This is a genomic window from Tateyamaria algicola (assembly GCF_047715485.1).
In the GTDB taxonomy this organism is placed as follows: domain Bacteria; phylum Pseudomonadota; class Alphaproteobacteria; order Rhodobacterales; family Rhodobacteraceae; genus Tateyamaria.
Genome location: NZ_CP180422.1, coordinates 3125547 through 3145261, shown reverse-complemented (window position 1 = coordinate 3145261; position 19715 = coordinate 3125547). Strand labels below are relative to the sequence as shown.

The following is a 19715-nucleotide window of genomic DNA, read 5'->3' as shown; positions in this document are numbered from 1 at the left end:
GGAGGAGAGATATGAAAGATCTGGACACACCGGCCACGGGCTGGATGAGCGACGAACATCAGATGATCGCCGACATGACGGCGCAATTCATCACCAACGAATGGGCCCCCCATTTAGAACGCTGGCGCAAACAGGGCGAGATGGACCGGTCGACCTGGACCCAAGCGGGCGAACTCGGCCTGCTTTGCCCTTCGATCCCCGAAGAATACGGCGGCGCGGGCGGCGATTTCGGCCATGAGGCCGCGATCCTGATCGAAGCGTCGCGCGCCAACCTCGCCAGTTGGGGCCACGGCATCCACTCCGGCATCGTAGCACATTACGTACTCGCCTACGGCACCGAAGATCAGAAACAGCGCTGGCTGCCCAAGTTGGTCACAGGCGAGTTGGTCGGCGCGCTTGCCATGACCGAGCCCTCGACCGGGTCGGACGTGCAGGCGATCAAGACCCGCGCAATCAAGGACGGCAACGCCTACAAGCTGACAGGTTCCAAAACCTTCATCACCAACGGCCAGCACGCCAACCTGATCGTGGTCGCGGCCAAGACAGACCCGTCGCTGGGATCAAAGGGTGTCTCACTGGTGGTGGTCGAAACCGACGGTGCGGAGGGTTTCGAACGGGGCCGCAACCTCGACAAGATCGGGATGCACGCCTCTGACACGTCCGAACTGTTTTTTGACAACGTGGAAATCGCGCCTGAAAACATCCTAGGTGGGGCCGAAGGGCAAGGGTTCTACCAACTGATGCAGCAACTGCCGCAGGAGCGTATGGTCATTGCCTGCGCAGCGGTCGGTGCGATGGAAGGTGCCGTCGAGCGAACGCTCGCCTACTGCAAGGAACGCGAGGCCTTTGGCGGCAACCTCCTGCAATTCCAGAACACCCGGTTCAAACTGGCCGAGGCCAAAACGAGGACCATGGTCAGCCGATCCTTCTTTGACGAGTGTATGGCCGAGCATCTGAGCGGGGCACTCACCGTCGACAAGGCGGCGATGTGCAAATACTGGACGACGGACACACAAGCCTGGGTGCTGGATGAATGCCTGCAACTGCACGGCGGCTACGGGTTCACTCAGGATTACGACATTGGCGGCATGTGGACGGATGCACGGGTGCAACGCATCTACGGCGGCACCAACGAGATCATGAAAGAGCTGATTGCGAGGGCGTTCTGATGCTGCCAGCCGCGGTGATTGCAGCAGACCGGCCCTCCGGGGGGAGTTTTCCTGGCAAGATGAAGACTGGATCAGGGTGCAAGATCCACCCCGCCATCCAGCCTGTGACAGCGGGACGTTGGGGCTTCACCTTGCACATGGCGCAGCTCTCCAGCCTGCCATGCCCGATCAAACTAGACGCGTTAACCTTAATGCTTGATGAATCAATCCAACTTCATCTTGCCAGTTAAACTCCACGGGGGGTCCGGGGGTGTGAAACCCACCGGTCCTACCCTCTCAAATCTCACGACCGGAAAGGCCCGCATCCATGACCCTTAAATTGCACTGCTTTGGCGAAAGCGGGAACTCCTACAAGGCCGCGCTGGCGCTTGAGCTATCAGTTCTCGATTGGGAACCGGTCTTTGTCGACTTTTTCGGTGGTGCGTCACGCTCCGACGAATACCGGGCGCTCAATACGATGGGAGAAGCGCCTTTGCTGGTCGACGGCGACCGCAAGATCAGCCAGTCCGGTGTCATCCAACAATACGTCTCTGACAAGACCGGCAAGTTCGGCGGGGACGGCGATGACCGCTATGAAGTGCTGCGCTGGGTTCTGTGGGACAATCACAAGCTCTCCTCAATGTGCGGCATGACGCGCTTTCTGATGAACTTCCTGCCCGAGGACAAACGCCCCCAAGAGGTCATCGCGTTCAACCAGGGCCGCCTCAAGGGCGCCTATACCGTGCTGAACGCACATCTCGAAGGGCGCGACTGGATCGTGGGCGACGGCCTGACCAATGCGGATCTCAGCTGTTGTGGCTACCTTTTCTATCCCGAACCCTTCGGCTTTGACCGCGCGGATTGGCCCAATATTGACCGCTGGCTGACCAATGTCTCGGACACGCCCGGCTGGAAGGCCCCTTATGACCTCATGCCCGGCTCTCCCGCTGATCGGGCCTAAGTTTACGTGAAGCGCCGCAACGTCACCCTTGATTAGACCGAGTGGTCTATCTCACCTAGGGATCAAAGAACACGCCATTGGCAAAAGGACGAACATCATGACCGAAGCCTATATCTACGACGCGCTGCGCACGCCCCGCGGCAAGGGCCGCAAGGACGGATCGCTACACGAGGTCACCGCCCTGCGCCTCTCCGCCCTCACGATGAACGCCATCAAGGAGCGCAACAACCTCGACGGCCACGCGGTCGAGGACGTGATCTGGGGCAACGTCACACAGGTCATGGAACAGGGCGGCTGTCTGGCCCGCTCTGCCGTTCTGGCCTCGGACCTTGATGAGCGTATCCCTGGCCTCGCCATCAACCGTTTCTGCGCGTCCGGCATGGAGGCTGTGAACCTGGCCGCCAACCAGGTCAAGGGTGGTGCCGGTGATGCCTACATCGCCGGTGGTGTCGAGATGATGGGCCGCGTGGCCATGGGCAGCGACGGGGCCGCCATCGCAGCAGACCCGAGCATCGCCATGGACACCTATTTCGTCCCCCAAGGCATCAGCGCCGACATCATCGCCACCGAGTACGGCTTTACCCGCGACGATGCTGACCAGCTGGCCATGGCCTCCCAACAACGTGCCAAGGCCGCATGGGACGACAACCGCTTTGCCAAATCGGTGATCGAGATCAAGGACGTGAACGGCCTCACCATTCTGGATCACGACGAATACATGCGCCCGCAGACCGACATGCAGTCGCTCGGCGGTCTGAACCCGGCCTTCCAGGCCATGGGCGAGGTCATGCCCGGTTTCGACAAGGTCGCACTGATGAAGTACCCCCACCTTGAGCGGATCAACCACATCCACCATGCTGGCAACTCGTCCGGTATCGTGGACGGCTCGGCCGCCGTGCTGATCGGCAACAAGGAGTTCGGTGAGAAATGGGGCCTCAAACCCCGCGCCCGGATCCGCGCCACCGCCAAGATCGGGACCGACCCGACCATCATGCTGACCGGCCCCGTGCCCGTGACCGAAAAGATCCTCAAGGACAACGGCATGGACATCAAGGACATCGACCTGTTCGAGGTGAACGAGGCCTTTGCCTCCGTCGTGCTGCGCTTCATGCAGGCCTTTGACGTGGACCACGACAAGGTCAACGTGAACGGCGGCTCCATCGCCATGGGCCACCCGCTGGGGGCGACGGGCGCGATGATCATCGGCACCCTGCTGGACGAGCTTGAGCGCGCGGACAAAGAGGTGGGGCTTGCCACGCTCTGCATCGCGTCCGGCATGGGTGCGGCCACCATCATCGAACGGGTCTGAGCGCGTACGGGGAGGAAGACCGCCATGCTCGAAGACGCCATGACAGTGCTGCAGGACGTGCTCGACATTCAGTCGCGCGCTTTGCTTGCCGGCGACGTCGCGCGCCTGAGAGAGACGGTCATCCTCCCTTGCCGCCAGATCATGACCGGAGTCGAAGTAATCGTGGAGACCGAGGCAGACTTCCAACGCGGCAGCACGGCCTTCACCGGATCCTTGCACGCGCTTGGGGTCAACCAGTTCATCCGCCTCGTCACCGAAGCAGAATTTCTGAACGATGACTACATCCAAGGCCACTACGTGACCCACGCCCTGCGCAATGGTGCCGCGATGGTGCCAAGCTATGACAACCGTCTTGTCCTGCAGCGGTATGGCGACACGTGGCGCATGATCGAAGAGGAAAGCAGCCTCTATGCGCTCAAGTGGCCCTTCGATCTGCTGCGCGTCAGCGAAACCGGGGGTCTGCCTTCCCCGCCGCAAGCCAATGATGTGCGCCGCACGTCGGCAACGCCCATAGCGCTCTACCAGGCGTTTCTGGACAAGCTGACAGCGGCGACACTGCAGAATGACTTTGACGGCTATTGCGCGCTTTGCGACCTGCCTTACGCATCGCACAGCGATCACATCGACACCACGATCCACACTCCGGAGGATGTGCGCCCGTTTTTCGAGATGACGGTTGACCTGATCTCGGGGGACACTGCGGACAGCTTTGCGCGTCATGCCGAAAGCGCGCAGTTTCTGGGTGCCGACCTGATTTGCGGCTACCACGATACCACCTTCCAAAAGGGCGGCGCACCGACCCTCGCCCCCATCAAATCCCGTATGATCCTACGTCGTGACGGCGTTCAGTGGAAACTGAAACACGTCACCAACGCGATCTCGAACGACACATTCCCCTACACCGCGCCAGAGCCGACAGAGGCCCTGCTGACGCATCGAGAAATCCAAGAAAGGACCAAATCATGGCCGACTTTACACTGAACAAGGATGCCGACGGCATTGCCACGATCACATGGGATGTCGCCGACAAATCCATGAACGTGATGTCGCTGGAAGGTCTGGAAACCCTGAATGACCTGATCGACGACGTGCTGGCCGATGATGCGGTCAAGGGCGTGGTCATCACCTCGGGCAAGGACACCTTTGCGGGGGGCATGGATCTGAACCTGCTGGCCAAGATGAAGGAAGACGCAGGCGACAACCCGGCCAAGGGCCTGTTCGAGGGCACGATGAAAATGCACGGCCTGCTGCGCAAGATCGAACGCGCAGGCATGGACCCCAAGACCAACAAGGGTGGCAAGCCGATTGCGGCCGCCCTGCCCGGCACCGCCGCTGGTATCGGTCTGGAACTGCCGCTGGCCACGCACCGCATTTTCCTCGCCAACAACCCCAAGGCCAAGGTCGGCCTGCCAGAAATCATGGTCGGCATCTTCCCCGGCGCGGGCGGCACCACGCGGCTTGTGCGCAAACTGGGCGCGATGGGTGCCTCGCCCCTGCTGCTTGAGGGCAAGATGCTGAGCCCGGACAAGGCCAAGGGCACGCTGGTGGATGAAGTGGTGGATGATCCGGTTGCCGCCGCACGCGAATGGGTGCTGAACGCATCCGACGCGGACCTCGTGAAACCATGGGACGCCAAGGGCTACAAAATGCCCGGCGGTGCGCCCTATCACCCCGCTGGCTTCATGACCTTTGTTGGCGCGGCCGCGATGGTCAACGGCAAGACGCAAGGCGTCTACCCCGCCGCCAAGGCCCTGCTGAGTGCTGTCTACGAAGGCGCGCTTGTGCCCTTCGACACCGCGCTCAAGATCGAGGCGCGCTGGTTCACCAACGTGCTGATGAACCCCTCGTCCGGTGCGATGATCCGCTCGCTCTTCCTCAACAAGGAAGCGCTGGAAAAAGGTGCCGTGCGCCCCGCAGGCATCCCCGATCAGCGGGTCAATAAACTCGGCGTTCTGGGCGCGGGCCTGATGGGCGCGGGCATCGCCCTCGTCTCGGCCCAGGCCGGCATCGAAGTGGTGCTGATCGACCGTGACCAGGAGGCGGCAGACAAGGGAAAATCCTATTCCGAGGCCTACCTGAAAAAGGGCATGTCGCGCGGCAAGGTCACGCAGGAAAAGGCCGACGCCCTGCTGGCGCGCATCACGCCCACGCCTGATCTGGACGCGCTCAAAGGCTGCGATCTGATCATCGAAGCGGTGTTCGAAGACCCCAAGGTCAAGGCGGACATCACCGCCAAGGTCGAAGCCGTGATCCCCGAAGATTGCATTTTTGCCTCCAACACCTCGACCCTGCCGATTTCGGAACTGGCCAAGGCATCGAAAAACCAGGAACAGTTCATCGGCATCCACTTCTTCTCGCCCGTCGAAAAGATGCTGCTGGTCGAGATCATCAAGGGCAAGGAGACCGGCGACCGCGCGGTGGCCAAGGCGCTCGACTACGTGCGCCAGATCCGCAAGACGCCCATCGTTGTGAACGACGCCCGCTTCTTCTACGCCAACCGTTGCATCATTCCGTATGTGAACGAAGGCGCGCGGATGGTGACCGAAGGGGTCGAACCAGCCCTGATCGAAAACGCGGCCAAACTGGTCGGCATGCCGCTGGGTCCGCTGCAGTTGACGGACGAGACGGCGATCGATCTGGGCGCCAAGATCGCGCGTGCCACGATGGCGGCCATGGGCGATGACTATCCCAAGTCGGGCGCTGATGATCTGATCTTCTGGCTTGAGGCCGAAGGGCGGCTGGGGCGCAAGGCCAACGCGGGCTTTTACAGCTATGACGAAAAGGGCAAGCGCATCGGCCTCTGGGACGGTCTGAACGTGAAATACCCGCTGGCGGATGATCAGCCCGAGGTGGTCGAAGTGCAGCACCGCCTGCTGTTCTCGCAAGTGCTCGAAGCGGTGCGTGCGCTGGAAGAAGGCGTGCTGATGGACATCCGTGAGGGTGACGTGGGCGCAATCCTGGGCTGGGGTTTCGCACCTTGGTCGGGCGGCCCGCTGTCCTGGCTCGACATCATCGGCGCGCCTTACGCGGCCGAGCGCTGCGACCAGCTCGAAGCCAAGTATGGCGAGCGGTTCAAATGCCCCGCCCTGCTGCGCGAGATGGCCGAGAAGAACCAGACATTCTATGGCCGGTTCGAGCCCAAAGACGCCGCAGCGGCCTGATCCACATTGCCGCAACCAAAGCAAAAGGGCCTCGCAAATCGCGAGGCCTTTCTGTATTACTATGATTTAAAACGTTTTTCTCGCCTCAGGACTTGCGTGTAAACACCATCTTCTGGTTGGCCAGATCTTCCTGGCTGCCTTCCCACGCATATAACAACAGGGCCGGGTGAAAATCGGCAACCGTGATCCTGTGCAAGGTTTCTGGCGGGTTGAAGATCAGCGAACCGGGGCCGTACACGCCCTGATCATTCTCGGACACAGCACCAGACAGGCAGATGTAGCTTTCGGAAATGCCCGCATGGGCGTGCGCTGGATAGGTGCAACCGGGCGCAAACAACACCAACCCCAGGATCACTTCGTTGGTGATCACCGGACCGCTGGGGCCTGCCAGTTCGGCATAGGCAAACTTGCGTTCCAGCCCGCGCGGCACCTTTTCATAGCCATACTGCCAGGTCAGCGTGCTGCGGATCGCCTCAATCGAGCGGATGAAGGGCGCGTGCCGCTCCATCCGGCCATTGTCGAGGGCGCGGTTGAGGTGGCTGGTCACAGGCTTGCTTTGCGGCTCGGTGAAACGCACTTCGGCATTGGCCTTGAGCACACGATTGATCCGCTCGCGCACGGTGCGCTGATGGCTGCGGATCTTGGCGCTGCCACCCGCTGAAGTGCGGCGGTAAAAGTCGTAGCTGTCGCGCAGCATGTAGATCCAGTCGGGATGATCGGACAGTCGGGAAATCGGGGACATCTATGTGCCTGCCTTGGTGCGGATTCGAGCTCCGGGTGACATGGCGCTATTCGACTTCGGACGCAATGGGACAGCAACGCCGCAGGGGGCATGCCCTGTCCCGATGCACAAATGCTTGGCATAGCGCGCACCCTTTCCCCCTTGGCAGCATTCCGCCCGATTGGGCACACGCCGTTGCGCCATGCACATTGGCGACCCTAGACATGAGCCACACCGTGACACGCAAAGGATGACGCCATGAAACGCATCTTGATGGTCTTGGCCCTGTCCGGTTGGGCCCTTGCAGCACAGGCCCAGTCTGCCCTCAGCACATTCAGCGAAAATGTCCTGTTGCACGTGCTGACCCACGAAATGGGCCACGCCGTGATCCGCGAATTCGATCTGCCCGTCCTTGCCAACGAAGAGATCGCGGCAGATCAGTTCGCCACCTACATGCTGCACCGCGCCTTTCCCGACCGGGTCGGGGATATCGTGCGCGCGCGCTACCAGTCTTTGTTGCTCGAAGGCGACGACGAGACCGAGTTCAGCGAGTATCCCGACGATGCCCGGCGCGCCGGCTACACCTTGTGCTTTCTCTACGGGCTCGACCCCGAACGGCACCAGGCCATGGCACAGGAATTCGGCATGACGGCAAACGAGGCCAGCGCGTGCCGCGACACCTCCAGCGAGATCGCGCGGTCCTGGCGACGCATCCTCGCCCCGCTTGCCATGCCGCCGGATGCACGGATCACCGAAGTCGCAGTGATCTTTGGGGACGGTCCGTGGAAAACTGTGATGGAAGAAAGCGACGTCACCCGCATCGTCTACGGGCTGCTGAGCGGCATCGACTGGCATTCGCAGATCACGCTGCACATTGATCACTGCGATGAAGGGGCGGGATGGGAACGCAACGGCCGCCGCATCCTGCTCTGCGACGCGCTGATCGACCGGTTCGAGGATCAGGCGCGCCGCCTTGACAAGGGCTGAACTTGCCCCTGCACCCGGCCACTGCCCCGATGTTGGGGGCGGGACAGCCGGCGAACCGTTACAGCCGAGCGCAGAGGGGGCAGGCGCGCGCCTCCAGGTCGCGCGCCAAACTGGCAAAAGGGTGAGGATCAGGCAGCCATGCCGATCTGATCTTCGACTTTCATGCATTCGACGATGAACGGTGCGTTGCGGGCCGGGATCACATCGTAGCCGCCCATCTCGCCGCCCAGTTCGTCCAATGCGAAATGCGTGCGCGGACAATGGATCAGCGCGCCACCTTCGGCATAAATCACCTGCTCGGTCGCAAAGATCAGCGTGATGATTTCGACCTGCGCGCGCGGGGCAACGCGCGCGATGCCGCGATATCCCACCAGCAGTTTCGCCGCCATCACCGCAAAGGGGTCGCCTTGTGCGTCGCAGGCGGCGTCGCTCTCAATCAACACCCCCTGATCCGGCAGCAGTTCCAGTTCTTCGGAGTTGCCCAGGGCACCGGCTGGCACCATCACGGAGGCGTAGGCCGCAGGGGCCATCATGTCGGCGACCCAGAACGTTTCGCGCCGCACATCGACCAGGGCTTGCAGGCCATTGTCAAAGGTCAGCACCATATCGCCCGGTGCCAGCGCCTCGGCTGCGCGCCAGCCCATGGCCGTGGCAATCCGGGTGCCGGCCAGCAGGCCGCGTGTGCTCATCACGGAACCGTCGCAGGCGGCAGATACATCGGCCATGCGGCGCGGCGCGGTCATTGTCTTCCATCCAAACATCTCATCCATCCCCATGGTGACAGCGCGTTGCAGGTGCGCCGGTTGCGTTTCCTGAAACCACTTGGGGTGATTCCCGGGGCAGAGACGGGTCGTGATCTGGGCAGAAATCGGGCACTGTTGCCGGTGCGACGTACAATCATCGGGTATCGCGAAAACTTTAGAAAAACTCGCAACAAATGCACGGTAAATGCTGGTCAGTGCGTCTCAATCATAGCTGTAGCCGAATCTATCTATGTCTTCCGCGCAGGCCTCGGCCACGGCGGCGCGGGCCGCATCCGTATAGTAGCTGCGATAATCCGCGGCCCGGTCCGAGGCATTGGCATGTGGGATATCCAACCTGAACCCCAGATGATCCCAGAGCGGAGCGGCATCGCGGTCCAGCGCTTCGAGGCGGATGTAAAGATTGCAGCGCTCGACCCCGGCGGCATCGGTCATGTACATCCGCGCCGGGCTCGCCTGCATCGAGGCCCGCACCTGCCCTGCGCATGCAAACTCAGCAAACGGCATCTGTTGCGCCAGGGCCACCGCCGGGTGGTCAAAACGCTGATCCTTCAGCCAATGATAATAGCTGACCATCCGGTCCCACGGGTTGCGGACCAGCGTAAAGGCAAACAGACCGTCCAAGGATGGCACCAGCCCGTCGATATCCGCCAGTGTCGAGTGTTTCCACAGCCGCCCGCGTGTCTGTGCATCCTTGACCTTGTGGCGCCGTTTGCGCGCCTTGGGCGTGTCGCCCAGCATGATGTCATCCTTCATCGCCCGCCCTTCCAGCGCGAGGGCCATGGCAGTGCCGCCCGTCTTGGGGGCGTGGATAAAGACGTATCTGCGGCCAAGGCTCAGGATCATGCGCCCACCCTATCGCGGCTGGCGCAGGCGTCTACCACAACGCGGCATCAGGCCTCTGCGCTGCGCACCGCGATGATGATCCCCGCGCTGGCGATCAAAGCGATGCCGGCCCCCTGCAATGCAGTGACGGGCTGGCCCAACAGCACCCAGCCAAACAGGGGCCCAAAGATCATGACGGCATATTCAAAGACGGCCACATGGCTCGCCTCGCCCAACTGATATGCGCGGTTGAGCAGGCTTACGCCAAAGAATGCACCCACGGCCTGCAACACCACATATGGCAGCGCGTCGCCCATCGGCCAGATCCACCCACGGGTCAGGAACGCCATACCGCCCGCACCCACGTCCTGCTGCAACAGGCCCTGCGCCGCCATGACGCCAAGGCTCAGCACGGTCTGGGCGGTGAATATCCCGAGAAGCAGTGTCAGCGTGGTCTCTTGCGCGCAATAGGCGCGTGTCGCCACAACCCCGGCGGCGTAGAACATCCCACCCAGAACGGGCAGCACGATGATCCAGCCAAGCGCGCCGCCGGACGGGCCCAGTACCACGAGGATACCGACAAAACCGATCAACACCGCCAGGATGCGCCATGGGCCGATGCGCTGGCCAAGGCCATAGGCGGTGAACAGCAGCACGAAAATGGGCGAGGTGAACAACCCCGCAAGCGCCATCGCGATGGGCATGAACGCCAACGCGCCAAAGTAGCAGAACATGCCCACGGCGATCACACTGCTGCGCAGGATCACCGCGCGCCAATTGCTGGGTCGCAACCCGCCCCAGCCCAGGGCCGAAGCCAGTACGATCATCGGCACCATCAGCGCCGTGCGGACAATAAAGAACTGCCAGATCGAAATCGTCTGGGCGATCACCACGACATAGATGTCGATTGCCCCGATGATGCACATCGCCCCTACCATGGAGGTCGCCGCCGCCATGGGGCGCAATTCGGGGGCGCTTTGCATCATCTCTTTCCATTGCTTGCGCGGCTCGCCATAACGTCGCAACATTTGTTGCGGCATGAGGGAGGTGCGTGATGGGTTGGATGGCAGATGAGACTGGTCTGGGCAAGACGGATGCGAATTACGTCCCCTTGACCCCCCTGTCACACTTGCGCCGCGCCGCGCAGGTCTTTGCCGGGCACACAGCCGTCATTTATGGCGCGCATCGGGTCACTTATGCCGAATACTACGCGCGCTGTTCGCGCCTTGCCTCTGTGCTGTCCGGTATGGGCGTGCGTTCGGGCGATGTGGTCGCCACGTTGATCCCGAACTTGCCTGCACAGGCCGAGGCGCATTTTGGCGTGCCTGCCTGTGGTGGCGTCCTCAACACCATCAACACGCGGCTGGATGTCGACACGGTCGCCTATATCTTCGACCATGGCGGCGCCAAGGTGGTGCTGGTCGACCCGCAATTCCTTGACCTGGCCGAAGCGGCGATCGCGCAGATGGAGGGGCTGCCCCCCACATCATCGAAGTGGCAGACGCCGATGCCGGCTGGCCTGCGACCGGCCGCCACCCCGAATACGAGGCCGTCTTGTCCGCCGCCGATCCGGATTTCGAGTGGGTGATGCCGACTGACGAATGGGAAAGCCTTGCGCTCAACTACACATCCGGCACGACCGGGCGGCCAAAGGGCGTCGTCTATCACCACCGCGGCGCGTACCTGATGACCATGGGCACCGTGATCAGCTGGCGCATGCAACTTCACCCGGTCTTCATGGCCATCGTTCCGCTGTTTCACTGCAACGGCTGGAACCACACGTGGATGATGCCGCTGCTGGGCGGCACACTGGTCTGCTGCCGCGACATCGCGGCGAAACCGATCTATGACGCCATCGCGGATGAGGGCGTGACCCATTTCGGCGGCGCGCCCATCGTGCTGAACATGATCGTGAACGCAGACGACGCCGACCGCCGTCAATTCGATCACGTGGTCGAGGTGTTCACCGCAGGCGCGCCCCCTGCGCCCGCCACGCTGGGCAAGATCGAAGCGCTGGGGTTCAACGTCACGCAGGTCTACGGGCTGACCGAAACCTACGGCCATGTCACGGAATGCGTCTGGCGCGGCGCGGATTGGGACGGCCTGCCCCAAGACGACAAGGCCGCGATCAAGGCACGTCAGGGCGTCGCATTCCCCATGATGGAGCATATCACCGTGATGGATGCCGATATGACCCAAGTGCCCATGGACGCGACCACACAAGGTGAAATCATGGTGCGCGGCAACGCGGTGATGAAAGGGTATCTCAAGAACCCCGACGCAACAGCCAAAGCGTTCGCCGGTGGCTATTTCCACTCAGGCGACATCGCGATCCAGCATCCTGACGGCTACATCCAGATCGCCGACCGGGCCAAGGACATCATCATCTCGGGGGGCGAAAACATCTCTTCCGTCGAGGTCGAGGGCGTGCTGATGGGCCACCCGGATGTGAACCTCGCTGCCGTCGTGGCCAAACCGGACGAAAAATGGGGCGAGGTGCCCTGCGCCTTTGTCGAGTTGAAGCCGGGCACCGCCCCTTCGGAGGCTGATCTGATCGCCTTTTCCCGCAAGACACTGGCCGGGTTCAAGGCACCGAAACAGGTCGTGTTTCAAGAGTTGCCCAAGACCTCGACTGGCAAGATCCAGAAGTTCGAGCTGCGCAAGCTGGCGAAAGAGATGTGAGAGAGCGGCGGGTATCAGCGCCCAAAGCCATGCATACGCTTGGCCCATTGAAAGGCGATCAACCCGCCCTTGACCCGTGGCAGCATCCAAAGGCTGAGAATGACGGCCGTCGGGATCAAAACCAAAAGCAGCAGGATCGGGTCGCGCCCAAGCGGTTCGAACAGAAGGTGCAGCATGAACCCGATGATGTGGCAAACGATCAAGATAACGATATAGGCGGGCCCATCGTCGGCGCGCTGATGGGTGAAATCCTCACCACATGTCGCGCAAGTATCGACAGGCTTCACGTAGCTTTTGAACAGCTTGCCTTCGGCACAGTTCGGACACCGCAACTTCAAACCCTGTAAAACCGCAGGTTTTGTGGGGCGTTCTGCGTACATCGCTTGCGTCATGTCGTGATCCATCCGTTTGGTTGAGTTCGCCATAAAGTGCCATGCAGACCATCGACAGATTCTCGCGGAAATTGGGATGCGGCATCTTGGTAACCACAGTCATTGGACTGGCGAATGCACGCGGCGCTCACGCCTTTTCCAGCACCTTGCGCGCCACGCGGAAACATTCCAGCGCTTGCGGAACACCGCAGTAGATGCCGACGACATGGATGATCGCGCGGATTTCCTCGGGCGTGACCCCGTTATTCACGGCACCACGGCAATGGATTTCCCATTCGTGCATCTTTCCAAGCGCGCCGATCATCGACAGGTTCATCATGGACCGCGTCTTGGCGTCAATCACGTCATCACCCCAGCCAAAGCCCCAGCACCATGCGGTCATGGCCTCTTGAAACGGTCGGGTGAATTCGTCCGCCGCGGCGAGGTTCTTTTCGACATACTCCGCGCCGAGAGTCGACTTGCGTTGCTCCAGCCCTCTCAGGAACAGGTCTTCGTCAAAGGTGCTCATCTGCGGTCCCCAGCTTGATTGCGATACATGCGTCTGTACGCCATCCAAAGGTGCCGCGCGCCCCTTTTTGCGACCCTAAACCGATTTAAGAAAACACCCAAAGTGGGTTTGGACACCGCCGCCATTCACGGGCAAGAACAAGCTGCTGAAATCCAGAGACGGACAGCGTGTCATATGCGCCGCGCGCGATTTGACCGCGCGGCGCAGGTGATCGCCTGGCCTTAGCCCTTGGCGTAACCGATGGTCTGCAAGGCCACCTTGATCTCGTCCAGAATGACCGGATCGTCGATTGTCGCAGGCATCTTGAACTCCTGATTGTCCGCAATCTTGACCACGGTGCCGCGCAGGATCTTGCCCGACCGCGTCTTGGGCAGACGATCCACCACGACCGCCTGTTTAAAGGCAGCCACGGGCCCGATCTGATCGCGCACCCGCTTGACGCACTCGCCCACGATCTCGCCATAGGGGCGGTTCACGCCCGTCGTCAGGCACAACAGACCCACGGGTGATTGACCTTTCAGCGCGTCCGAAACGCCCACCACGGCGCATTCCGCCACATCCGGGTGGCCCGCCAACACTTCTTCCATCGCGCCGGTGGACAGGCGGTGGCCCGCGACGTTGATCACGTCATCGGTGCGCGCCATGATGTAAAGGTAACCATCCTCGTCCATCATGCCCGCATCGCCCGTCTCGTAGTAACCGGGGAAGGCGTTCAGGTACGAGGATTTGAACCGCCCTTCGGCATTCCACAGCGTGGGCAACGTTCCCGGCGGCAAGGGCAGTTTGATGGCGATGGCCCCAAGCTCTCCGGCTGCGACAGGGTGGCCCGCATCGTCGAGGATCTGCACATCGTATCCCGGCATCGGTACGGTGGGCGAGCCGATCTTGACCGGCAGCGCCTCGAGGCCCGCGGGGTTGCCCGCGATGGTGTAGCCTGTTTCGGTCTGCCACCAGTGGTCATAGACCGGCACGTTCAGCATGTCCTGCGCCCATTCGATGGTGTCCGGATCGGCGCGCTCGCCCGCAAGGTAGAGGGCGCGCAGACCGCTCAGGTCATACTTGGCCCGCTCCAACCCCTTCGGATCCTCCCGTTTTACCGCGCGAATGGCGGTGGGGGCGGTGAAGAAGGATTTGACGTCATGTTCCGCAATCACCCGCCAGAAGGTGCCCGCATCCGGGGTGCCCACGGGTTTGCCCTCGAACACGACGGTGGTGTTGCCGTGGATCAGCGGCGCGTAGCAGATGTAGGAATGGCCGACGACCCAGCCGACATCCGAGGCCGCCCAGAACACCTCGCCCGGGTTGACCTGATAGATGTTCTTCATCGTCCAGTTCAGTGCCACCAGATGCCCCGCCGTGGGGCGCACAACGCCTTTGGGCGCGCCAGTCGTGCCGGAGGTGTAGAGGATGTAGGCCGGATGATCGCCCGGAACCGGGACGCAATCGGCAGGTGCCACGCCCTCTTGTGCGGCATGCCAATCCACATCGCGCGGGCCAAGCGCGCAAGGGGATTGTTCGCGCTGCAGGATCACGCAGACGTCGGGTTTGTGGTCCGCCAGTTCAATGGCGCCGTCGAGAAGCGGTTTGTATTCCACAACGCGACCCGGCTCGAGCCCGCATGAGGCGGCAATGATCGCCTTGGGGGTGCAGTCGTCGATACGCACGGCCAGTTCGTTCGCAGCAAAACCACCGAACACCACCGAATGGATCGCGCCCAGCCGCGCGCAAGCGAGCATGGCGATCAATGCCTCGGGCACCATGGGCATGTAGATGATCACGCGGTCACCCATGGCCACGCCTTGGTTGGCGAGGGCACCAGCGAGTGAGGCCACCTGGTCCTGCAACTCGGCATAGGTGGTTTTGGATTTGGCGCCGGCGATGGGGCTGTCGTAGATGATCGCCACCTGATCGCCGCGCCCGCCTTCGACATGCCGATCCACGGCATTCCAGCAGGTGTTGACCTGGGCATCGGCAAACCACTCAAAGATATGATCGCCGCGATCAAAAAGCGCCTGCGTCGGAGCCTTCACCCAGTCGATGGCGTCCGCAGCCTGCATCCACCATCCCTCCGGGTCCGCCTCCCAGCTGTCATATTCCGAACGATACCCCATGGCGATCTCCTCCAATTCCGCTTGGGTCAGAGGGTTACGCTTGGTCAAAGGTTCCGTGCAAGCTCCGTGATCGTTAACTGCGGCGGTAAGGCGCAGAAATTTGCAAAAAATGCCCGAAACGGCCTGCAAATATTTGCAAACCCCTTTGAATTACGCATGAAACTGGAAATCGGTGCGAAGTTTGCAAACTGGCGCGGTCCGGCTGCGGCCCGTCAATCGTCCCGCCGCACCAGCCGCGAGGCGATGGCAAGACGGCAATCGCGTACATCGTCGGGCATGCAACTGACCCGCTCATGCCCCACCAGAATGCTCATCCGGGAATAGGTGCTGCCGTCGGCGCGCTGGAACTCTCGGGTGACACTGGGATAGCTCCGGTTGCCATCGGTGAACGTGCCGCGCACCTCGGACACGGTGGACACACAGGCCGTCAGGCTCAAGACAGCGGGCAGGATGGCAAGATATTTCATCAGGGCACCTCAACGGGTTTCGTGATCCAATCCGTGCCGCTTGATATAGGACGGATGCGGCACGATTTCATGCCCCGCTGCCCGAGATTCCGCGCAACTGCCTAGCGCCTTTGCGCACGTGATCAGCCGTAATGCGTGACCGGCGTCCCCGCGACCGCAGACATGTTGAGCAAGCCGCGCGCGGTGATCGAGGGCGACACGATATGCGCGCGGTTGCCCATGCCCATCAGGATGGGACCAACCTCGAGGCCGCCCCCCTTCATCTTGAGAATGTTGCGCACGCCCGAGGCCGCGTCGGCATGAGCAAAGACCAGCACATTCGCAGGCCCTTCCATGCGGTTGCCGGGGAACAGGCGGTGACGCAGATCCGGGTCGAGGGCCGTGTCGATGTTCATCTCGCCCTCGTAGCAGAAGTCATGGCCCTGCGCGTCGAGCATGCGGATCGCCTCGCGCAGGCGCCAGCCTGAGCCGTCACCCTGATTGCCAAACTGGGATTGCGAGCAGAAAGCGATCTGCGGCTCAATCCCGAAACGGCGCACATGGCGTGCGGCCCCCACCGCAATCTCGGCGATCTTTTCGGGTTCGGGGTGCAAATGCACCTGCGTGTCCGTGATGAACAGCGGCCCGTCCTCGAGGATCATCATCGACAGCGCGCCGACGGGATGATGCCCCTCGCGCCCCAGAACTTGCGTGATGTAGTTCAGGTGCCAGCGGAATTCGCCAAAGGTGCCGCAGATCATGCTGTCCGCTTCGTCCCGATGGACCATGACAGCGCCAATGGCCGTGGTGTTGGTGCGCATGATGGCGCGGGCGAGATCGGGGGTGACACCCTGGCGGCACATCAGCTCGTGGTAAGTCTCCCAGTAGTCGCGATAGCGCGGGTCGTTTTCCGGGTTCACGAGGTCCACCGTGTCCCCCAGCCGGATGGTGAGTCCCGCGCGCGCGATCCGGGCCTCGATCACTTCGGGGCGGCCGATAAGGATAGGCCGTTCTGTCGTCTCTTCGATCATGGCCTGCGCAGCGCGCAGCACGCGTTCGTCTTCGCCCTCGGCAAAGACAATGCGGCGGGATGTGACGCGCGCAGCCTCGAACACCGGGCGCATGAGCAGGGCGGATTTGAAGACTGATCCGTCGAGTTTGGATTTGTAGGCTTCGAGGTTCTCGATGGGGCGTGTGGCGACCCCTGTTTCCATCGCGGCCTTGGCGACGGCAGAGCTGACGATGCCTACAAGGCGCGGGTCAAAAGGTTTGGGGATCAGGTAGTCGGCCCCGAATGTCAGCTGCTCGCCCTGATAGGCCGCCGCGGCCTCGGCACTTGTGGTGGCGCGCGCCAGCGCTGCGATCCCATCGATGCAGGCAAGCTGCATCTCGTCATTGATGGTCGTGGCGCCAACGTCGAGAGCGCCGCGAAAGATGAACGGGAAACACAGCACGTTATTGACCTGATTGGGAAAATCGCTGCGCCCGGTGGCGATGATCGCATCCGGGGCCACCTCGCGCGCTAGGTCGGGCAGGATTTCCGGTGTTGGATTGGCCAGGGCAAAGATGATAGGGCGTTTGGCCATCTTGGCGACGTTTTCGGGGCTCAGAACACCGGGGCCGGACAGGCCAAGGAACAGGTCCGCGCCGTCCATCACGTCATCCAGCGTCCGCTTGTCACTGGCTTGCGCAAAGGCGGCTTTGGCCGGGTTCATGTCGACCTCACGGCCCTCATAGACCAACCCATGAATGTCGCATAACCAGACGTTTTCGCGCTTGACCCCCAGCTTGAGCAGCATGTTCAGACAGGCGATGCCCGCAGCACCGCCGCCGGTGCTGACGATCTTGATGTCCTCAAACGACTTGCCTGCGACGTGCAGCGCGTTCTTGGCCGCCGCCCCCACCACGATGGCGGTGCCATGCTGGTCGTCATGGAAAACGGGGATGTTCATGCGTTCCCGGCAGATCTTTTCCACGATGAAACATTCCGGCGCCTTGATATCTTCGAGGTTGATCGCGCCAAAGGACGGCTCGAGCGCGCAAACGATATCGGCGAGCTTTTCCGGGTCCGTCTCGTCCACCTCGATGTCGAAACAGTCGATGGAGGCGAATTTCTTGAAGAGCACGGCCTTGCCCTCCATCACCGGTTTGGACGCGAGCGCGCCGATATTGCCAAGGCCCAGCACCGCCGTGCCGTTCGAGACCACGGCCACGAGGTTGCCGCGTGCGGTGAAGCGCGCGGCATTGGCCGGGTCCTCCTTGATCTCGAGGCAGGCCTCGGCCACGCCGGGCGAATAGGCGCGCGCCAGGTCCCGACCGTTGGCCATCGGCTTGGTTGCGCGGATTTCGAGTTTTCCGGGTTTGGGGAATTCGTGATAGTCCAGCGCCGCCTGGCGCAAAGAAGGTTGGTCTGACATGAAGCCCCCGATGATGCGATTTGGTTTAGCGTTAAACTATTTTCCCTATGCCGCCAAATGACGTTTGGTCACATCCGGCAAATCGTGATCTGATCGAGGGCTGCGCCCACATGACTTTTTAGGGGGCCTTGCCCCCATTGCATTCGCAATTCCCCCAGAGTTTATTTGGCAAGATGAAGGGGAGCATTCATGGCTGAGACACGTGCGGAGGTTTGGCTGCCGACAGCCCGATTGCGCGACGATATTCCGTTTTTCACCAAGGTATTGGGCATGCGGATGGACATGATCTATCCCGCTGACGATCCGCAGGTTGCCGTGTTTTCCGGTCACGGGCTGCGGGTGTGTGTTGATGCATCTGCAAGCGAGCCGCCGGGGACATTGCGCATTCTGACGGATGATCCGGATGGGTTTGCGGACGGGCAGCGTGTTTTGACCGCACCCAATGGCACACGGGTCGAGATTGACGTGTTGAACCCGCCCTTGGTGATGCCCGAAACCGTGCACAGCTTTGTCGTGCGTCGCCTTGCAGACCAGGCCCCGTGGGTGATCGGGCGCGCGGGCATGCATTACCGCGATCTGATCCCGGATCGCCTTGGCGGGTCGATCATCGCCAGTCACATCCGCATTCCCGATGGTGGGCCCGTGCCCGACATGGTGCACTACCACACCGTCGGGTTTCAGCTGATCTTTTGCTACAGGGGCTGGGTCGATCTGGTCTACGAGGATCAGGGCGAACCTTTCCGGCTCGAGGCAGGGTGCTGCGTGATCCAGCCCCCGGAAATTCGTCACCGTGTTCTCTTTGCCAGCGACAGTATCGAGGTGATCGAGATCGGCGTGCCGGCCGAACATGTGACGACCATTGATCACGAGATGGAACTGCCCAATGGCCCGGCCAACCCCGAGCGGCGGTTTCAAGGCCAGCGCTTTGTCCACCACAAGGTGAGCGAGGCCGAATGGGCCCCGTTTCGCCTCGCAGGGTTTGACGCCCGCGACACGGGCATTGCCACAGGAACACAAGGAGTTGCTGGCGTGCAGGTGGCGCGCCGCACGAGCGGGCAGACACATTGGGCCTCTCACGACAGCGACATCCTGTTCACCTTCGTGATGGAGGGCCGGATGCTTCTTGAGGGGGAAGGCCGCGATCCTTTCCCCCTTGAGCCGGGTGACGCCTTTGTTATTCCACCAGGCATGGCAGTGCGCTATGCAGAGCCTTCGGATGATTTGGAACTCTTGGAAGTCTCGTTGCCTGGCGTCTTTGCCACGCACGGCAAGGACGGGTGAGGACG

The 19715-nt window shown here is 61.8% G+C and carries 16 protein-coding genes and 1 pseudogene; 8 read left to right on the top strand and 9 right to left on the bottom strand.

Annotation, left to right across the window (positions count from 1 at the left end; translation table 11 throughout):
• The first annotated feature begins 11 nt into the window (after nt 1-11).
• The 5 genes from ACMHLQ_RS17925 to ACMHLQ_RS17905 all read left to right on the top strand — a co-directional run bounded on the left by ACMHLQ_RS17925 (nt 12) and on the right by ACMHLQ_RS17905 (nt 6579).
• Nucleotides 12-1169 carry an acyl-CoA dehydrogenase family protein gene (locus tag ACMHLQ_RS17925; protein WP_415402062.1) on the top strand — a complete coding sequence of 386 codons (1158 nt, stop codon included), beginning with the start codon at nt 12-14 and terminating at the stop codon, nt 1167-1169.
• Between the two features lie 307 nt (nt 1170-1476).
• Nucleotides 1477-2109 carry a glutathione S-transferase family protein gene (locus ACMHLQ_RS17920; RefSeq protein ID WP_415402061.1) on the top strand — a complete coding sequence of 211 codons (633 nt, stop codon included), beginning with the start codon at nt 1477-1479 and terminating at the stop codon, nt 2107-2109.
• Nucleotides 2110-2206: 97 nt separating this feature from the next.
• A complete protein-coding gene (locus tag ACMHLQ_RS17915; RefSeq protein WP_415402060.1) occupies nt 2207-3418 on the top strand; it encodes an acetyl-CoA C-acetyltransferase in 1212 nt (403 codons plus the stop codon).
• A gap of 24 nt (nt 3419-3442) precedes the next feature.
• Nucleotides 3443-4399, top strand: coding sequence for a hypothetical protein (locus ACMHLQ_RS17910; RefSeq protein ID WP_415402059.1), 957 nt, complete (start codon nt 3443-3445; stop codon nt 4397-4399).
• Nucleotides 4381-6579: a 3-hydroxyacyl-CoA dehydrogenase NAD-binding domain-containing protein gene (locus ACMHLQ_RS17905; RefSeq protein WP_415402058.1), complete on the top strand. Its 2199-nt coding sequence runs from the start codon at nt 4381-4383 to the stop codon at nt 6577-6579. The genes ACMHLQ_RS17910 and ACMHLQ_RS17905 overlap by 19 nt, the downstream gene beginning before the upstream one ends.
• Before the next feature lie 85 nt (nt 6580-6664).
• Here the strand turns inward: ACMHLQ_RS17905 and ACMHLQ_RS17900 are convergent, their stop codons facing one another.
• Nucleotides 6665-7321 (bottom strand): dimethylsulfonioproprionate lyase family protein, encoded by a 657-nt coding sequence (locus tag ACMHLQ_RS17900; protein ID WP_415402057.1) that lies wholly within the window; start codon nt 7319-7321, stop codon nt 6665-6667.
• A 237-nt stretch (nt 7322-7558) separates the two neighbouring features.
• On the opposite strand from ACMHLQ_RS17900, the gene ACMHLQ_RS17895 reads away from it, so the two are divergent.
• A complete protein-coding gene (locus ACMHLQ_RS17895) occupies nt 7559-8287 on the top strand; it encodes a DUF4344 domain-containing metallopeptidase (RefSeq protein WP_415402056.1) in 729 nt (242 codons plus the stop codon).
• 128 nt (nt 8288-8415) lie between these two features.
• Here ACMHLQ_RS17895 and ACMHLQ_RS17890 read toward each other — a convergent pair whose 3' ends face one another.
• The 3 genes from ACMHLQ_RS17890 to ACMHLQ_RS17880 form a co-directional block, all read right to left on the bottom strand.
• The gene (locus tag ACMHLQ_RS17890) at nt 8416-9030 is read right to left on the bottom strand and encodes a Hint domain-containing protein (RefSeq protein ID WP_415402055.1); all 615 of its coding nucleotides are present in this window, start codon (nt 9028-9030) and stop codon (nt 8416-8418) included.
• Between the two features lie 222 nt (nt 9031-9252).
• Nucleotides 9253-9894, bottom strand: coding sequence for a Type II secretory pathway, pullulanase PulA (locus tag ACMHLQ_RS17885; RefSeq protein ID WP_415402054.1), 642 nt, complete (start codon nt 9892-9894; stop codon nt 9253-9255).
• Between the two features lie 47 nt (nt 9895-9941).
• Nucleotides 9942-10901: a DMT family transporter gene (locus ACMHLQ_RS17880; RefSeq protein ID WP_415402053.1), complete on the bottom strand. Its 960-nt coding sequence runs from the start codon at nt 10899-10901 to the stop codon at nt 9942-9944.
• Between the two features lie 26 nt (nt 10902-10927).
• On the opposite strand from ACMHLQ_RS17880, the pseudogene ACMHLQ_RS17875 reads away from it, so the two are divergent.
• Nucleotides 10928-12555, top strand: a pseudogene (locus tag ACMHLQ_RS17875) (AMP-binding protein).
• A gap of 14 nt (nt 12556-12569) precedes the next feature.
• On the opposite strand, the gene ACMHLQ_RS17870 reads toward ACMHLQ_RS17875, so the two are convergent.
• The 5 genes from ACMHLQ_RS17870 to ACMHLQ_RS17850 form a co-directional block, all read right to left on the bottom strand.
• A complete protein-coding gene (locus tag ACMHLQ_RS17870; protein WP_415402052.1) occupies nt 12570-12980 on the bottom strand; it encodes a DUF983 domain-containing protein in 411 nt (136 codons plus the stop codon).
• Between the two features lie 94 nt (nt 12981-13074).
• Nucleotides 13075-13455: a carboxymuconolactone decarboxylase family protein gene (locus ACMHLQ_RS17865; RefSeq protein ID WP_415402051.1), complete on the bottom strand. Its 381-nt coding sequence runs from the start codon at nt 13453-13455 to the stop codon at nt 13075-13077.
• A gap of 221 nt (nt 13456-13676) precedes the next feature.
• A complete protein-coding gene (locus ACMHLQ_RS17860; RefSeq protein ID WP_415402050.1) occupies nt 13677-15566 on the bottom strand; it encodes an AMP-binding protein in 1890 nt (629 codons plus the stop codon).
• A gap of 212 nt (nt 15567-15778) precedes the next feature.
• A complete protein-coding gene (locus tag ACMHLQ_RS17855) occupies nt 15779-16033 on the bottom strand; it encodes a hypothetical protein (protein ID WP_415402049.1) in 255 nt (84 codons plus the stop codon).
• Between the two features lie 122 nt (nt 16034-16155).
• Entirely contained in the window at nt 16156-18429 is a 2274-nt protein-coding gene (locus ACMHLQ_RS17850; protein ID WP_415402048.1) for an NADP-dependent malic enzyme, read from the bottom strand.
• A gap of 189 nt (nt 18430-18618) precedes the next feature.
• Between ACMHLQ_RS17850 and ACMHLQ_RS17845 the strand changes: the two genes are divergently transcribed.
• The gene (locus ACMHLQ_RS17845) at nt 18619-19710 is read left to right on the top strand and encodes a cupin domain-containing protein (protein ID WP_415402047.1); all 1092 of its coding nucleotides are present in this window, start codon (nt 18619-18621) and stop codon (nt 19708-19710) included.
• Nucleotides 19711-19715: the final 5 nt, after the last annotated feature.

Excerpts from the sequence above, each read along its gene's own strand:
- ACMHLQ_RS17885 (WP_415402054.1), bottom strand. The coding sequence starts at position 9,894 with ATGATCCTGAGCCTTGGCCGCAGATACGTCTTTATCCACGCCCCCAAG.
- ACMHLQ_RS17900 (WP_415402057.1), bottom strand. The coding sequence starts at position 7,321 with ATGTCCCCGATTTCCCGACTGTCCGATCATCCCGACTGGATCTACATG.
- ACMHLQ_RS17850 (WP_415402048.1), bottom strand. The coding sequence starts at position 18,429 with ATGTCAGACCAACCTTCTTTGCGCCAGGCGGCGCTGGACTATCACGAA.
- ACMHLQ_RS17860 (WP_415402050.1), bottom strand. The coding sequence starts at position 15,566 with ATGGGGTATCGTTCGGAATATGACAGCTGGGAGGCGGACCCGGAGGGA.
- ACMHLQ_RS17865 (WP_415402051.1), bottom strand. The coding sequence starts at position 13,455 with ATGAGCACCTTTGACGAAGACCTGTTCCTGAGAGGGCTGGAGCAACGC.
- ACMHLQ_RS17915 (WP_415402060.1), top strand. The coding sequence starts at position 2,207 with ATGACCGAAGCCTATATCTACGACGCGCTGCGCACGCCCCGCGGCAAG.
- ACMHLQ_RS17920 (WP_415402061.1), top strand. The coding sequence starts at position 1,477 with ATGACCCTTAAATTGCACTGCTTTGGCGAAAGCGGGAACTCCTACAAG.
- ACMHLQ_RS17905 (WP_415402058.1), top strand. The coding sequence starts at position 4,381 with ATGGCCGACTTTACACTGAACAAGGATGCCGACGGCATTGCCACGATC.
- ACMHLQ_RS17895 (WP_415402056.1), top strand. The coding sequence starts at position 7,559 with ATGAAACGCATCTTGATGGTCTTGGCCCTGTCCGGTTGGGCCCTTGCA.
- ACMHLQ_RS17845 (WP_415402047.1), top strand. The coding sequence starts at position 18,619 with ATGGCTGAGACACGTGCGGAGGTTTGGCTGCCGACAGCCCGATTGCGC.
- ACMHLQ_RS17870 (WP_415402052.1), bottom strand. The coding sequence starts at position 12,980 with ATGGCGAACTCAACCAAACGGATGGATCACGACATGACGCAAGCGATG.
- ACMHLQ_RS17910 (WP_415402059.1), top strand. The coding sequence starts at position 3,443 with ATGCTCGAAGACGCCATGACAGTGCTGCAGGACGTGCTCGACATTCAG.
- ACMHLQ_RS17890 (WP_415402055.1), bottom strand. The coding sequence starts at position 9,030 with ATGACCGCGCCGCGCCGCATGGCCGATGTATCTGCCGCCTGCGACGGT.
- ACMHLQ_RS17880 (WP_415402053.1), bottom strand. The coding sequence starts at position 10,901 with ATGTTGCGACGTTATGGCGAGCCGCGCAAGCAATGGAAAGAGATGATG.
- ACMHLQ_RS17925 (WP_415402062.1), top strand. The coding sequence starts at position 12 with ATGAAAGATCTGGACACACCGGCCACGGGCTGGATGAGCGACGAACAT.
- ACMHLQ_RS17855 (WP_415402049.1), bottom strand. The coding sequence starts at position 16,033 with ATGAAATATCTTGCCATCCTGCCCGCTGTCTTGAGCCTGACGGCCTGT.